The organism is Leclercia sp. GHBNCSD (genome assembly GCF_055805075.1).
The window spans coordinates 4,107,349-4,120,835 of record NZ_JBQVYO010000001.1; the positions used below are offsets into that span (position 1 = coordinate 4,107,349).

8 protein-coding genes are annotated in these 13,487 nt (G+C 59.9%); 3 read left to right on the forward strand and 5 right to left on the reverse strand.

The window, feature by feature from the left end:
- Positions 1–145: 145 nt before the first annotated feature.
- Positions 146–4,048 carry an ATP-dependent RNA helicase HrpA gene (gene hrpA, locus ACT3IC_RS19620; RefSeq protein WP_473478731.1) on the forward strand — a complete coding sequence of 1,301 codons (3,903 nt, stop codon included), beginning with the start codon at positions 146–148 and terminating at the stop codon, positions 4,046–4,048.
- Between the two features lie 91 nt (positions 4,049–4,139).
- Here hrpA and ACT3IC_RS19625 read toward each other — a convergent pair whose 3' ends face one another.
- The 5 genes from ACT3IC_RS19625 to ACT3IC_RS19645 form a co-directional block, all read right to left on the reverse strand.
- Entirely contained in the window at positions 4,140–4,799 is a 660-nt protein-coding gene (locus ACT3IC_RS19625; RefSeq protein WP_103179782.1) for an O-methyltransferase, read from the reverse strand.
- Positions 4,800–4,895: 96 nt separating this feature from the next.
- On the reverse strand, positions 4,896–6,275 hold the full coding sequence (locus ACT3IC_RS19630) for an efflux transporter outer membrane subunit (protein WP_103179781.1): 1,380 nt from the start codon (positions 6,273–6,275) through the stop codon (positions 4,896–4,898).
- On the reverse strand, positions 6,272–7,351 hold the full coding sequence (locus tag ACT3IC_RS19635; RefSeq protein WP_103179780.1) for an HlyD family secretion protein: 1,080 nt from the start codon (positions 7,349–7,351) through the stop codon (positions 6,272–6,274). The genes ACT3IC_RS19630 and ACT3IC_RS19635 overlap by 4 nt, the downstream gene beginning before the upstream one ends.
- Before the next feature lie 43 nt (positions 7,352–7,394).
- The gene (locus ACT3IC_RS19640; RefSeq protein ID WP_409201126.1) at positions 7,395–9,047 is read right to left on the reverse strand and encodes an MFS transporter; all 1,653 of its coding nucleotides are present in this window, start codon (positions 9,045–9,047) and stop codon (positions 7,395–7,397) included.
- Positions 9,048–9,199: 152 nt separating this feature from the next.
- Positions 9,200–10,522 (reverse strand): MFS transporter, encoded by a 1,323-nt coding sequence (locus ACT3IC_RS19645; protein ID WP_103179779.1) that lies wholly within the window; start codon positions 10,520–10,522, stop codon positions 9,200–9,202.
- Positions 10,523–10,912: 390 nt separating this feature from the next.
- Between ACT3IC_RS19645 and ACT3IC_RS19650 the strand changes: the two genes are divergently transcribed.
- Both ACT3IC_RS19650 and aldA read left to right on the forward strand, forming a co-directional pair.
- Positions 10,913–11,716, forward strand: coding sequence for a YdcF family protein (locus ACT3IC_RS19650; protein ID WP_420193834.1), 804 nt, complete (start codon positions 10,913–10,915; stop codon positions 11,714–11,716).
- Positions 11,717–11,915: 199 nt separating this feature from the next.
- Entirely contained in the window at positions 11,916–13,355 is a 1,440-nt protein-coding gene (gene aldA, locus ACT3IC_RS19655; RefSeq protein WP_473478736.1) for an aldehyde dehydrogenase, read from the forward strand.
- Positions 13,356–13,487: the final 132 nt, after the last annotated feature.

Consider the following 13,487-nt stretch of genomic DNA (forward strand, 5'->3'; position numbering starts at 1 on the left):
ATTCACAATCCTGTCGCAGGGATAGCGCAATATATCGAAGTCTATGTTCGAATTTTTTGAATAAGGCGCAAAAACCCGCGATGTGGTACTCTATAGCAATCATTACAAAGAGATTTTATCCGGCAGTGCACTGCCCGTTAACGCTATGACAGAACAACAGAAATTAACCTTCCCGATGCTTATGCAACAGTTGGATCCGCTGATGTTGCGTGACAAACAGCGCTTTGCCCGCCGCCTGCATGGGGTAAAGAAGGTTAAAAATCCTGATGCACAACAGGCCATTTTCCAGGAGATGGCGAAAGAGATTGAACAGGCGGCGGGTAAGGTTGTGCTGCGCGAAGCCGTGCGCCCGGCCATTACCTATCCGGAAAACCTGCCCGTCAGCCAGAAAAAACAGGCGATCCTCGAAGCCGTGCGCGATCACCAGGTGGTGATTGTGGCGGGGGAGACCGGCTCCGGCAAAACCACCCAGCTGCCAAAAATTTGTATGGAGCTGGGGCGCGGGATCAAGGGCCTGATCGGCCACACCCAGCCGCGTCGTCTGGCGGCGCGAACGGTGGCGAACCGTATTGCCGAAGAGCTGCAAACCGAGCCGGGCGGCTGCATCGGCTATAAGGTGCGCTTCAGCGATCACGTCAGCGACAACACCATGGTCAAGCTGATGACCGACGGCATTCTGCTGGCGGAGATCCAGCAGGACCGGCTGCTGATGCAGTATGACACCATCATCATCGATGAAGCGCACGAGCGCAGCCTGAACATCGACTTCCTGCTGGGCTACCTGCGGGAGCTGCTGCCGCGTCGCCCGGATCTGAAAGTGATCATCACCTCGGCCACCATCGACCCGGAACGTTTTTCGCGTCATTTCAACAATGCGCCGATTATCGAAGTCTCGGGGCGCACCTATCCGGTTGAGGTCCGCTATCGTCCGATGGTGGAAGACGCCGACGACACCGAGCGCGATCAGCTCCAGGCCATTTTCGATGCGGTGGATGAGCTGGGAAATGAAAGCCCGGGCGATATCCTGATCTTTATGAGCGGCGAGCGCGAAATCCGCGACACCGCCGACGCGCTGAGCAAACGCGACCTGCGCCATACCGAGATCCTGCCGCTGTATGCACGTCTCTCCAACAGCGAGCAGAATCGGGTCTTCCAGGCCCACAGCGGCCGCCGGATCGTGCTGGCGACCAACGTGGCGGAAACGTCCCTTACCGTGCCGGGCATTAAATATGTGATCGACCCCGGCACGGCGCGTATCAGCCGCTACAGCTACCGCACCAAGGTGCAGCGACTGCCGATCGAGCCGGTGTCTCAGGCCTCCGCCAACCAGCGTAAGGGCCGCTGCGGACGTGTATCGGAAGGGATCTGTATCCGTCTCTATTCGGAAGACGATTTCCTGTCACGCCCGGAGTTTACCGACCCGGAAATTCTGCGTACCAACCTGGCGTCGGTTATTCTGCAGATGACTGCCCTCGGGCTGGGCGATATCGCCGCCTTCCCGTTTGTGGAAGCGCCGGACAAGCGCAACATCCAGGACGGCGTGCGCCTGCTGGAGGAGCTGGGGGCGATCACCACCGACGAGCAGGCCACTGTCTACAAGCTGACCCCCATGGGCCGCCAGCTTAGCCAGCTGCCGGTTGACCCGCGCCTGGCGCGGATGGTGCTGGAGGCGCAAAAACATGGCTGCGTGCGCGAGGCGATGATCATCACCTCGGCGCTCTCCATCCAGGATCCGCGCGAGCGCCCGATGGACAAACAGCAGGCCTCCGACGAGAAGCACCGCCGTTTCCACGATAAAGAGTCCGACTTCCTTGCCTTTGTGAACCTGTGGAACTACATCGGCGAGCAGCAGAAAGCGCTTTCCTCAAACCAGTTCCGCCGCCAGTGCCGGGTCGATTTCCTTAACTACCTGCGGGTGCGCGAGTGGCAGGATATCTACACCCAGCTGCGCCAGGTGGTGAAAGAGCTGGGCATTCCGGTCAACAGCGAGCCGGCGGAGTACCGCGAAATTCATATCGCGCTGCTGACCGGTCTGCTGTCGCATATCGGCATGAAAGATGCCGATAAGCAGGAATTTACCGGGGCGCGTAACGCCCGCTTCGCCATCTTCCCCGGCTCCGGCCTGTTCAAAAAGCCGCCGAAGTGGACGATGGTGGCCGAGCTGGTGGAGACCAGCCGTCTGTGGGGCCGCATTGCCGCACGCATCGATCCGGAGTGGGTCGAACCGGTGGCGCAGCATCTGCTGAAGCGCTCATACAGTGAGCCGCACTGGGAGCGGGCGCAGGGGGCGGTAATGGCCACCGAGAAGGTCACCGTCTACGGTCTGCCGGTGGTGGCGGCGCGTAAGGTCAACTACAGCCAGATCGACCCGGCGCTCAGCCGCGAACTGTTTATCCGCCACGCGCTGGTGGAGGGGGACTGGCAGACGCGCCACGCCTTCTTCCGGGAAAATCTCAAGCTGCGCAGCGAAGTGGAAGAGCTGGAGCACAAAACCCGTCGCCGCGACATCCTGGTGGATGACGAGACGCTGTTTGAGTTTTACGACCAGCGCATCAGCCACGACGTGATTTCTTCCCGCCACTTTGACAGCTGGTGGAAAAAAGTCAGCCGCGAGACCCCGGACCTGCTCAACTTTGAAAAGAGCATGTTGATCAAAGAGGGGGCGGAGCAGGTCAGCAAGCTCGACTACCCGAACTTCTGGCACCAGGGCAACCTCAAGCTGCGTCTGAGCTACCAGTTTGAACCGGGCACCGATGCCGACGGCGTGACCGTGCATATCCCGCTGCCGCTGCTCAACCAGGTGGAGGAGAGCGGGTTTGAGTGGCAGATCCCCGGCCTGCGCCGCGAGCTGGTTATCGCCCTGATTAAATCGCTGCCAAAACCGGTGCGCCGCAACTTTGTGCCTGCGCCGAACTACGCCGAGGCGTTTTTAGGCCGCGCCACGCCGCTGGAGCTGCCGCTGCTGGATTCGCTAGAGCGCGAGCTGCGTCGCATGACGGGCGTCACCATCGACCGGGAAGAGTGGCACTGGGATCAGGTGCCCGATCACCTGAAAATTAGCTTCCGGGTAGTGGATGATAAAAACAGAAAGCTGCAGGAAGGTCGCTCCCTGACCGAACTGAAAGAGGCCTTAAAAGGCAAGGTCCAGGAGACCCTCTCTGCCGTGGCCGACGACGGTATCGAACAGAGCGGGCTGCATATCTGGAGCTTTGGTCAGCTGCCGGAAAGCTACGAGCAGAAGCGCGGCAACTACAAGGTGAAAGCCTGGCCCGCGCTGGTGGACGAGCGCGAGAGCGTGGCGATCAAGCTGTTCGATAATCCGCAGGAGCAGCAGCAGGCGATGTGGCGCGGGCTGCGCCGTCTGTTGCTGTTGAACATCCCGTCGCCGATCAAATATCTGCACGAGAAGCTACCGAACAAGGCCAAGCTGGGGCTCTACTTTAACCCGTACGGCAAGGTGCTGGATCTGATCGACGACTGCATCTCCTGCGGCGTGGATCAGCTGATCAACGCTGCTGGCGGCCCGGTCTGGACCGAAGAGGGGTTTGCGCAACTGCACGAAAAAGTGCGCGCTGAGCTCAACGAGACGGTGGTCAACATTGCGAAGCAGGTCGAGCAGATCCTGACCGCGGTGTTCAATATCAACAAGCGCCTGAAAGGGCGGGTAGATATGACCATGGCGCTGGGGCTGTCGGACGTGAAGGCCCAGATGGCGGGGCTGGTCTATCGCGGGTTTGTGACCGGCAACGGGTACAAGCGTTTAGGCGATACGCTGCGCTATTTGCAGGCGATTGAAAAACGTCTGGAGAAGATGGCGATCGATCCGCACCGCGACCGGGCGCAGATGTTGAAGGTGGAAGCGGTGCAGCAGCGCTGGCAGCAGTGGCTGAACAAGCTGCCACCGGCCCGCCGCGATGACGAAGATGTACAGGAGATCCGCTGGATGATTGAAGAGCTGCGCGTCAGCTTCTTTGCCCAGCAGCTGGGGACGCCATACCCCATCTCCGATAAGCGGATTTTGCAGGCGATGGAGCAGATCTCGGCTTAACATCGCCGGGCGGCGCATGCGCTTGCCCGGCCTACAATCCTGCCATGAAGTTGTTGTAGGCCCGGTAGGCGTAGCGCCACCGGGCATTTCTTTAACCGTTCACCATCGCCAGCGTAAACCCATCCCATCCTTTCACACCCACCGTCTGTAACGCGGTGGCGGTCAGGCGCGGATTATCGCCGATCATCTCAATAAACCGCCGCACCCCGTGTACCCGGGCGTCGTCGCTCTGGCCGTTAACCACTTCTCCATCCCGCACCACGTTATCGCCGATGATCACCGTCCCCGGCCGGGAGTAGTGCAGCGCCCACTCCAGATAGCCCGGGTTATTCGGTTTATCGGCATCGATAAAGATCAGATCAAAAGGCGGGATCGCATCGAAGCGCTCAAGGGAGAGCAGGGCCGGACCTTCGATCAGCTCAATACGCTGCTCCAGTCCCGCCAGATGAATGTTCTGCCGGGCGACCTGAGCGTGAACCGGGTCGGCCTCCAGCGTGATCAGCTTGCCATCCGCGGGCAGGGCGCGCGCCATCCAGATACTGCTGTAAGCCCCGAGGGTGCCAATCTCCAGAATGCGCCTCGCCTGGGTCATGCGCACAAACAGCGCCAGTAACTGCCCCTGATTGGCGGCGACGTCGTGGGCTGGTAACCCGGCGCGCTGGTTATTATCAAGGACCTTTTGCAGCACCTCATCCTGAGGAATAAGCTCGGAAATCATGTAATTATCTACGGCAGACCACTGTTGTTGCATAGATTGACCCCTTAGTACGTATATTGCCCGGCGGCGCTACGCTTGCACGGGCCTATGAAACCTGTAGGCCGGGCAAGCGCATGCGCCGCCCGGCGTTTACGATGCCGACCAGCCGCCGCCCAGTGCCTTATACAGATCGATCTGCGCCAGCAGCAGGTTATTTTTCGCCTGCACCACGCTGGTCTGCACCGAGAACAGCGTGCGCTGGGCGTCGAGCACGTCCAGATAGGATGAATAGCCGTTGCGGTAGCGATTCTGGGCGATACGCAGCGTCTCCTGGGCGACCGCCTGCTGCGCCACCAGCTCGGTCAACTGCTCGCCATAGCGGGCGATGGCATCCAGGCTATCGTTCACCTCTTTAAAGGCATTGCGCACGGTTTTTTCATAGCTGTAGAGCGCCTGGTTGCGCTGCGACTGGCCGATATCCACCTGGGCGTTCAGCGCCTGACGGTTCAGCAGCGGGGCCAGAATACTGCCGCCGATGCTCCACAGCTCCAGCGGGTTGTCCAGCAGACCGGGCAGGGTGCGATCCTGGATCGATCCGCTCGCGGTCAGGTTGATCGATGGCAGCAGACTGGCGCGCGAAGCCGCAAGCGAGGCATCGGCGGCAATGAGCTGGCGTTCCGCCTGCACAATATCCGGGCGGCGATTAAGCAGCGTTGAGGGCAGTTGCGACGGGATACGCAGCGGCGTCAGAGCATCGAAATCGTCACTGCGGGCGATACTCCCCGGATTACCCCCCAGCAGCAGGCTGAGCGCATTCTCCTGACGGGCAATCTGGTTCTGCACCTGCGGGATCTGCGCCCGCGTCGAGCGCAACTCGGAGTCGGACTGCATCAGCTCCAGGCGCGAACTGTAGCCGGTCTGATACTGCCGCTGTGCCAGGTTAAAGGCCTCTTCCCGCGCTTTGAGGGTCGACTGCGTGACCTTAAGCTGCTCGTCCAGCGCCAGCAGGGTGACGTACCCCGAGGCCACCGAGGAGGCCACCGTCAGATCGGCCGCGGCGGCGGCCGCCTTTTGCGCCTCGAGGCTCGCCCGGGCGGCATCGGTGGTGCGGCGGTTCGCCCCCCAGATGTCTACGTCGTAGCTGGCAGTCAGGCTGCCTTTGTAGAGCGCCCCATAGGTTGGCAGACCGGTTGCCGCCGACTGAGAACGGGCGCGACCCGCATTGAGATCGGCATCCAGGGTCGGAAACAGGTTACCCTCGCTGGCGTAGACCCGCGCCTGGTACTCGTTGATTCGCTCCCGGGCAATCAGCACGTCACTGTTGTTACGCAGGGCCTGGTCAACGTAAGCGTTGAGATGATTGTCGTGAAAATTGCGCCACCACATCTGCTCAGCCGGGCTGGCAGGGCCGGTGCTGGCGCGCCACTGGGCGGGGATCTGTAGCGTCGGCTTCGCTGGCTCAACATCCACCGACTGGCAGGCGCTCAGGGCGGCGGCAATCAGCAGGGCGGTTAGCGGGCGGCGGATCATTCTGCCTCCCGGGTATCAATGGTCACCTGCACCGACATGCCAGGACGCAGCAGGGCCGACTCCTCCGGCTTGCCTAATACTTCAATACGCACCGGAATACGCTGGGCAATCTTGACGAAGTTCCCGGTGGCGTTATCGGGCGTAATGGCGCTGAACTCCACCCCGGTGGCGGGGGAGATGCTCTGCACCCGGCCTTCATAGGCTTTGTCGTTCAGGGCATCGACGGTGAATTTCACCGGCTGGCCAACGCGCAGGTTTGCCAGCTGGGTCTCTTTGATATTGGCGATCACCCAGTGCTGCGGCGGCACCAGGGTAGTGAGGTGGGTTCCGGCGGTCACATAGGCGCCTAAACGCACCGCAATTTGCCCGAGCTGGCCGTCGCGTGGCGCCACGATACGGGTATTTTGCAGGTCGATCTGCGCCAGCTCTAGGGCCGCCTTCGCGTTTTCGACGTCAGCCTCCAGCGCGGCGCGGTTAACGATGGCGGTTTGCAGATCCTGGCGCGACATCTCCAGCGTGGCCTTCGCCTGGTCGATGTCGGCGCTGCCCTGGGCGGCACTCGCCAGCGCCGCATCCCGCTCACGAATGGAGAGCGAGCCGTCGGCGGTTAAGTCCTTCACCCGCTTTAAGTCGGCCTGGGTCTTCTGGCTCTGGGCCCGGGCGTTTTTCAGCGCCGCTTCGTTACGCTGGATCACCGCCTCGGCGCTTTTGCGCTGTTGCAGGTTGTTGTTCAGCGCGGCAATTTTCATCGCCAGCTGGGCCTCAGCCTGGTGTACCCGCTGGCGGTAGATACGATCGTCAATCTGTAGCAGCAGGTCACCCTTCCTGACGCGCTCAAAATCCTGCACCCTGACCTCGGTGATATAGCCGTTCACCTGCGGGCTGATAAAGGTGGTCTGGCCGCGCACGTAGGCGTTATCGGTAAACTGGGTATGGCGGGTAAACGGCGGTAACTGCCAGGCGTAGAGGATCACCAACACGCCAACGATGCCGATGGCGGCAGCGGCGAACACTGACACCACGCGCAGATTATTACGGGTACTGGCCTGCTCTTTAGCGGCATCCTGCTGACTCATAACCACTCCTGGGAACGCACAATCATCATTATTGTATAAACCATTATTTACTGCCGGTGGCCTTTCTCAGCGCCAGACGGGCCGTGATACGAAGCCGCAGCAAACGCCACAGGATCCACACCAGCGTGGCGCTGGCAATGCCAGCCGTCAGAAGATAAGTATCGTTGTAAGCGAGAATATTTGCCTGCAGCGTGCTGGCGTTCTGTAGTTGCAACGCCGACTGGGTGCTCAGTAGGGCGCTGTCGCCAATCAGGCTCCGGTACATCTGGCTGTAGATCTGCAGGCGCTCGTTCACCAGCGGATTAAGGCTGGTGAGCTGTTCCGCCAGCAGGCTGGAGTGGTACTTCTCACGCCAGGTCTGGAAGGTGCCGAGAATGGCGGAACCCAACAGCCCGCCGATGTTCTGGCTCATGCCGAACAGCACCGAAAAACTGACCAGGTTGCGCGGATCGGCAATCACCCCGCCAATCCCGGCCAGCATCGCCGGGGCCAGGAAGAATGCACTGCCGAAACCCAGCAGGAACTGGCTCAGCATTAGCTGATCCGGGCGGGTGAGGCTGCTGGACTGGCTGTCGAGCAGCGAGGCGATAATCATCAGCACCAGCGAGGTGACAATCGGCCAGGCGAGCTTTGTCGGTTTGATGGTCAGGCAGCTTGCGGCGATGCCGCAGAGGATGCCGGCAAAAATCGCCCAGGCCAGGTGGGTCATCTGCTCGTTCTGCAACCCGACATACTGCAACCAGCCAATCACCCCGGTATTCTGCTCCGCCAGCACGATGCGGATCAGCAGCATAATCAGCCCCAGGCGCAGAATGCTGCCGCTGGAGAGCCAGCGGGTATTCAGCAGTGGGTTGCTGCGGTTATGTTCGAAGACCACCGCCGAGACAATCAGCACCAGCGAACCTGCCAGCGCCCAGCCGATCCACGGCGTTTCAAACCACCACTCCAGCCGCCCAAGGGAGAGCACCGCGCAGAGCAGCGCCATCCCCGGAGCCAGCAGGATAAAGGTGATGAAATCTTTCTTCTCGAACACCTTGCGCCGGTCGCCAGGGGGGAGCTTGAGGGCGATGACGCAGCCCAGCGAGATCAGCGCCAGACCCAGCTCAAAGAGATAGAGCCCGCGCCACTCGTCCAGCTGCAGCAGCTCGGTGGAAAAGAGCCGCGCAATGGGGATCGCCAGCGAGGAACCGGTGATACCAATGGTCAGGGCCTTCAGGCGGTGTTTCGCCGGCCAGGCCTGGATCTGATAGTAGATCCCAAGCGAGCTGAGCGCCGCGGCCACCATGCCGTGGGCGGCGCGCACCATCAGGGCCGAGCTGAGATCGTTGACGAAGAGGTGAAAGAAGGTCACCAGCACATAGAGCACCAGGAACCCTTCGGTAAAGGCGCGCAGGCCGAACTGCTGGCGAAACTTCACCAGCAGCAGGTTTATCGACACGTTAGTCATCACGTACACCGCGGGCAGCCAGGCGATCTCGGTGGACCAGGCGGCAAAGGTGCCCTGCAGATTTTGCAGGTTGGCCGAAACCATGGCATTGCCCAGCGCGCCGGTAAGGCATACCAGCAGTCCCACCACACCGTAGGCCACCCGTTTGGGCGTGCTGTGGATCGGGGTGGAGGGGGAGCCTAACAGCATTGGCTTTTCGTGAGGCTGCCACTCGCGAGGAGCATAAGGGTCGCGTTGGGGCAGTCGCATAGCGTTTATTACCTGTCGCATTGATGATAGTTAGTGGGCTAATGATTCTACGTCTGACGCAAAGTCTGTTTCAAGTGAATATGATAATAGCGGGTTAATCAAATGTGAGCGGTAAGTATGACAGCGGCCAGCAAGTGCTGGCCGCCTGGGGATCAGAGTTCGTGGGTTTGTGCGTTGATGACCGGGGCGCGTTTAACCCGGCTGGCACAGAAGATCGCAATCAGGGAGATGGTCACTGTGACCGCCAGATACCAGGCCACCGGCACCCAGTCGCCGTTATATTTCGCCAGCAGGCCGGTGGCAATCAGCGGCGCGGTGCCGCCCGCCAGGGCTGCGCCCAGCTGATAGCCGAGGGTGATGCCGGTGTAGCGCACGTTGGCGGTGAAAATTTCTGAACAGAGGGTGCCGAGTACCGCGGTGACCGGCGCCCACAGCACGCCGAAAGCGATGACGGTAGCCAGCACGATGCCCCACGTGGTGCCGGTGTTGAGCAGCATAAACCACGGCACGATAAACAGGCCGAGGACAAAGACGCTGACGGCATACATTCGCTGGCGACCAACCTTATCCGACAGCAATCCCATCAGCGGGATCATGATGGTGGCGACCAGCGCCCCGAGGGTCACGGCCTCCAGTGCCTGCGATTTTTGATAGCTGAGCGTGGTAGTGGCGTAGCTGACCACAAAGGTGGAGAAGATGTAGAAGGGCGCGGTCTCAACCACTTTTAGCCCGGCGGCGATCAGCACTTCGCGCCAGTGGTATTTCAGCGTATCGCGCAGCGGGGCTTTGGCCACCTTGCCGGAGGATTTCACCTTTTTAAACTCCGGCGTTTCGTCGATATCCTTACGGATCCACAGGCCGAGCAGCACCAGCACCGAACTCAGCAGGAACGGAATACGCCAGCCCCAGGAGAGGAAATCCTCTTCGCTGAAGAGCGTCATCAGCGAGACGATAAAGGTCGCCATCAGCATGCCGATGGTCACCCCCGCCTGTGGAATACTGCCGAAGAAACCTTTACGCTTCTCCGGCGCGTACTCATAAGCCAGCAGCAGAGCACCGCCCCATTCGCCGCCAATTCCCATTCCCTGAATAATGCGCATCAGGATCAGCAGGGCCGGGGCCCAGAGGCCAATCTGCTCATAGGTAGGTAACAGCCCAATCATCACGGTTGCACCCCCCATCAACGATAGGGTTAACACCAGCGTTTTTTTGCGCCCGATACGATCCCCGATGTGGGCGAATATCACCCCCCCGATGGGGCGGATAAAGAAAGTTAACGAGAACGAGAGATAGGACAAAATCAGGCCGATGACCGGGTCGACCATCGGGAAGAAGATCTTGTTGAACACCAGCGCCGCGGCTGTGCCGTAAAGAAAATAGTCAAACCATTCAATGGCGCTGCCGGTGAGGCTGGCGACCAGCACCTTTTTATTTTTGCGTAAAACTGCGGTACTGCTTTCGTGTTGTTGTGTCATACCGTGATCCCGCCCAGTGGATGATGAAGCGGGTGACACCCGGCGCGCTTCGGGTGCAACCCGATAAGAGTAAAAGGTTGTCGAATTGTTAAGCAACTTAGGGAGAGCTGTTACTTTTGGCAAGCAGGACGAGGTGAAAACTGGTCAGATCACGCTGAAATAAGCAGCAATCACTGCTTTTAATGGCGATATTTCTGGCGCTTAATTTTTTTAATGGCCTAAGTTACAGCATATAATGCAGGTGCAACCGCCTGATTTTTGGACGTTTCTGGTTATTTCAGTTTAATGACTATTCTTATAAGGTAACTGCCGATTTCGCTTTCAGAGGGATCCTCTGTTAACCGACGGCCCGCGCGTTACCCTGAACTTACTTGCTGGAAGGAGGTAACGATGAGTCTCACAATCTTCCCGTCTCTGCCGGATAAAACCCTGTCTGCGGTCAATACAGTCGGCGCCTGGCTCGCTGAAGACAATCTGCCTTACAATCCGCCCGCGCTACAGCCGGATCTGGTGGTGCTGGCCGGTAATGCGGTGATCCCCTCCATCGACGCAGCCTGCCGTCTGGCATCGGAGCTTGCCGTGCCGCTGCTGATCAGCGGCGGGATAGGCCATTCCACCACCTTTTTATATGCCGCCATCGCGCAGCATCCCCGCTATAACAAGGTGCGCACCACTGGCAAAGCGGAAGCCACCATTCTGGCGGAGATCGCCCGGGAGTTCTGGTCTGTTCCGCCGGAACGGCTGCTGGTGGAAGATCAGTCCACCAACTGCGGTGAAAATGCCCGCTTCAGCGCCGCCATGATCCAGCACCATCCTCTGGCGGTGAAGCGCGGGATTGTGGTGCAGGACCCGACCATGCAGCGGCGGACGATGGCGACCTTTGCCCGTATATATCGTGATAAGCCGGATGCCCCGGCGTGGACCAGCCATCCTGGCATTGTGCCGCAGCTGCAAAACAGTGATGACGGTCTGGTGTTTCGCGGCGGCGGCGAGGGGCTATGGCCCGTCGAGCGCTATCTGTCGCTGGTGCTGGGCGAGCTCCCGCGCCTGCGGGATGACATCAATGGCTACGGTCCGCTTGGCCGCGATTTTATCGTGCATGTGGATATTCCTGCCGAGGTAGAGGCCGCCTGGCAGATCCTGCGTCATGATGCGGTGCTCACCGAAGCGCTGGCCAGCCGCGCGCTGCTGTAACGCGTTGCCCGTTTGCGATGAGTTTGACGCAAACGGGCAACTCTCTGTTGCCGGAATGTAATGTTTTCCTCCTGCTGACCCGTTTCTTTTATGAGATATCTCACAAAAACAGCGCGATACGCTGGGATTGAGGATCGGGAACTGTAGTTTTTAACAATAATTTTACTTGTTAAAAACAGTGTAATTACAGGAGCGAGTCATGACAGTACCCGTACAACATCCTATGTATATCGATGGACAGTTTGTAGCCTGGCAGGGTGATGCCTGGATTGATGTCATCAATCCGGCCACCGAAGAGGTCATTTCCCGTATTCCCGACGGCAGTGCCGAAGATGCCCGTAAGGCGATAGACGCAGCCGAACGCGCCCAGGAGGCCTGGGAGGCGCTGCCTGCCATCCAGCGCGCAGGCTGGCTGCGTAAAATCGCGGCAGGCATTCGCGAGCGCGCCAGTGAGATTAGCGCCCTGATTGTTGCTGAAGGCGGTAAGATCCAGCAGCTCGCGGAGGTTGAGGTCGCCTTCACCGCCGACTATCTCGACTACATGGCGGAGTGGGCCCGCCGCTACGAGGGCGAAATTATCCAGAGCGATCGTCCGGGCGAAAACATCCTGCTGTTCAAACGCGCCCTGGGGGTTACCACCGGCATCCTGCCGTGGAACTTCCCCTTCTTCCTGATTGCCCGCAAGCTGGCGCCTGCGCTGCTGACCGGCAACACCATCGTGATTAAGCCGAGCGAATTCACTCCAAATAACGCCATCGCCTTTGCCAAAATCGTCGACGAGATCGGCCTGTCGAAAGGGGTCTTTAACCTGGTGCTGGGTCGCGGGGAAACCGTGGGCCAGGAGCTGGCGGGCAACCCGAAAGTGGCGATGGTCAGCATGACCGGCAGCGTGGCCGCAGGCGAGAAGATCATGGCCGCCGCCGCGAAGAACATCACCAAAGTGTGCCTCGAGCTGGGCGGTAAAGCCCCGGCTATCGTGATGGACGACGCAGATCTGGAGCTGGCGGTGAAGGCGATTGTTGACTCGCGGGTGATCAACACCGGGCAGGTCTGTAACTGCGCCGAGCGCGTCTATGTGCAGAAGGGGATCTACGACCGCTTTGCAAACCGTCTGGGCGAAGCGATGAAAGCGGTGCAGTTTGGCAACCCGGCCGAGCGTAACGACATCGCCATGGGCCCGCTGATCAACGCCGCGGCGCTGGCGCGTGTTGAGCAGAAGGTGGCGCTGGCGGTAGAGCAGGGAGCGAAAGTGGTGCTGGGCGGCAAAGCGGTGGAAGGGAAGGGCTACTTCTATCCGCCAACGCTGCTGCTGGACGTGCGTCAGGAGATGAGCATCATGCACGAAGAGACCTTCGGACCGGTGCTGCCGGTGGTGGTATTTGACACCCTGGAGGAGGCGCTGAAGATGGCCAACGACAGCGATTATGGTCTGACATCTTCGATTTATACCCAGGATCTGAACGTGGCGATGAAGGCCATTAAAGGGCTGAAGTTCGGTGAAACCTATATCAACCGCGAGAACTTTGAAGCGATGCAGGGCTTCCACGCGGGATGGCGTAAATCGGGGATCGGCGGCGCGGATGGCAAACACGGTCTGCACGAGTATTTGCAGACCCAGGTGGTCTATTTGCAGTCGTGATAGAGACGCCGGGTGGCGCGAGGCTTGCCGGGTGGCGGCTTCGCCTTACCCGGCCTACGTGTCCGATGCCGTTTGCCGGTTTTGTAGGCCGGGTAAGCGCAGCGCCACCCGGCATCCAGACTGCACCCTTCC

Bases quoted from the DNA above. Each gene is read 5' to 3' on its own strand.
- ACT3IC_RS19630 (WP_103179781.1), bottom strand. From the start codon at position 6,275: ATGATCCGCCGCCCGCTAACCGCCCTGCTGATTGCCGCCGCCCTGAGC.
- aldA (WP_473478736.1), top strand. From the start codon at position 11,916: ATGACAGTACCCGTACAACATCCTATGTATATCGATGGACAGTTTGTA.
- ACT3IC_RS19645 (WP_103179779.1), bottom strand. From the start codon at position 10,522: ATGACACAACAACACGAAAGCAGTACCGCAGTTTTACGCAAAAATAAA.
- ACT3IC_RS19625 (WP_103179782.1), bottom strand. From the start codon at position 4,799: ATGCAACAACAGTGGTCTGCCGTAGATAATTACATGATTTCCGAGCTT.
- ACT3IC_RS19635 (WP_103179780.1), bottom strand. From the start codon at position 7,351: ATGAGTCAGCAGGATGCCGCTAAAGAGCAGGCCAGTACCCGTAATAAT.
- hrpA (WP_473478731.1), top strand. From the start codon at position 146: ATGACAGAACAACAGAAATTAACCTTCCCGATGCTTATGCAACAGTTG.
- ACT3IC_RS19650 (WP_420193834.1), top strand. From the start codon at position 10,913: ATGAGTCTCACAATCTTCCCGTCTCTGCCGGATAAAACCCTGTCTGCG.
- ACT3IC_RS19640 (WP_409201126.1), bottom strand. From the start codon at position 9,047: ATGCGACTGCCCCAACGCGACCCTTATGCTCCTCGCGAGTGGCAGCCT.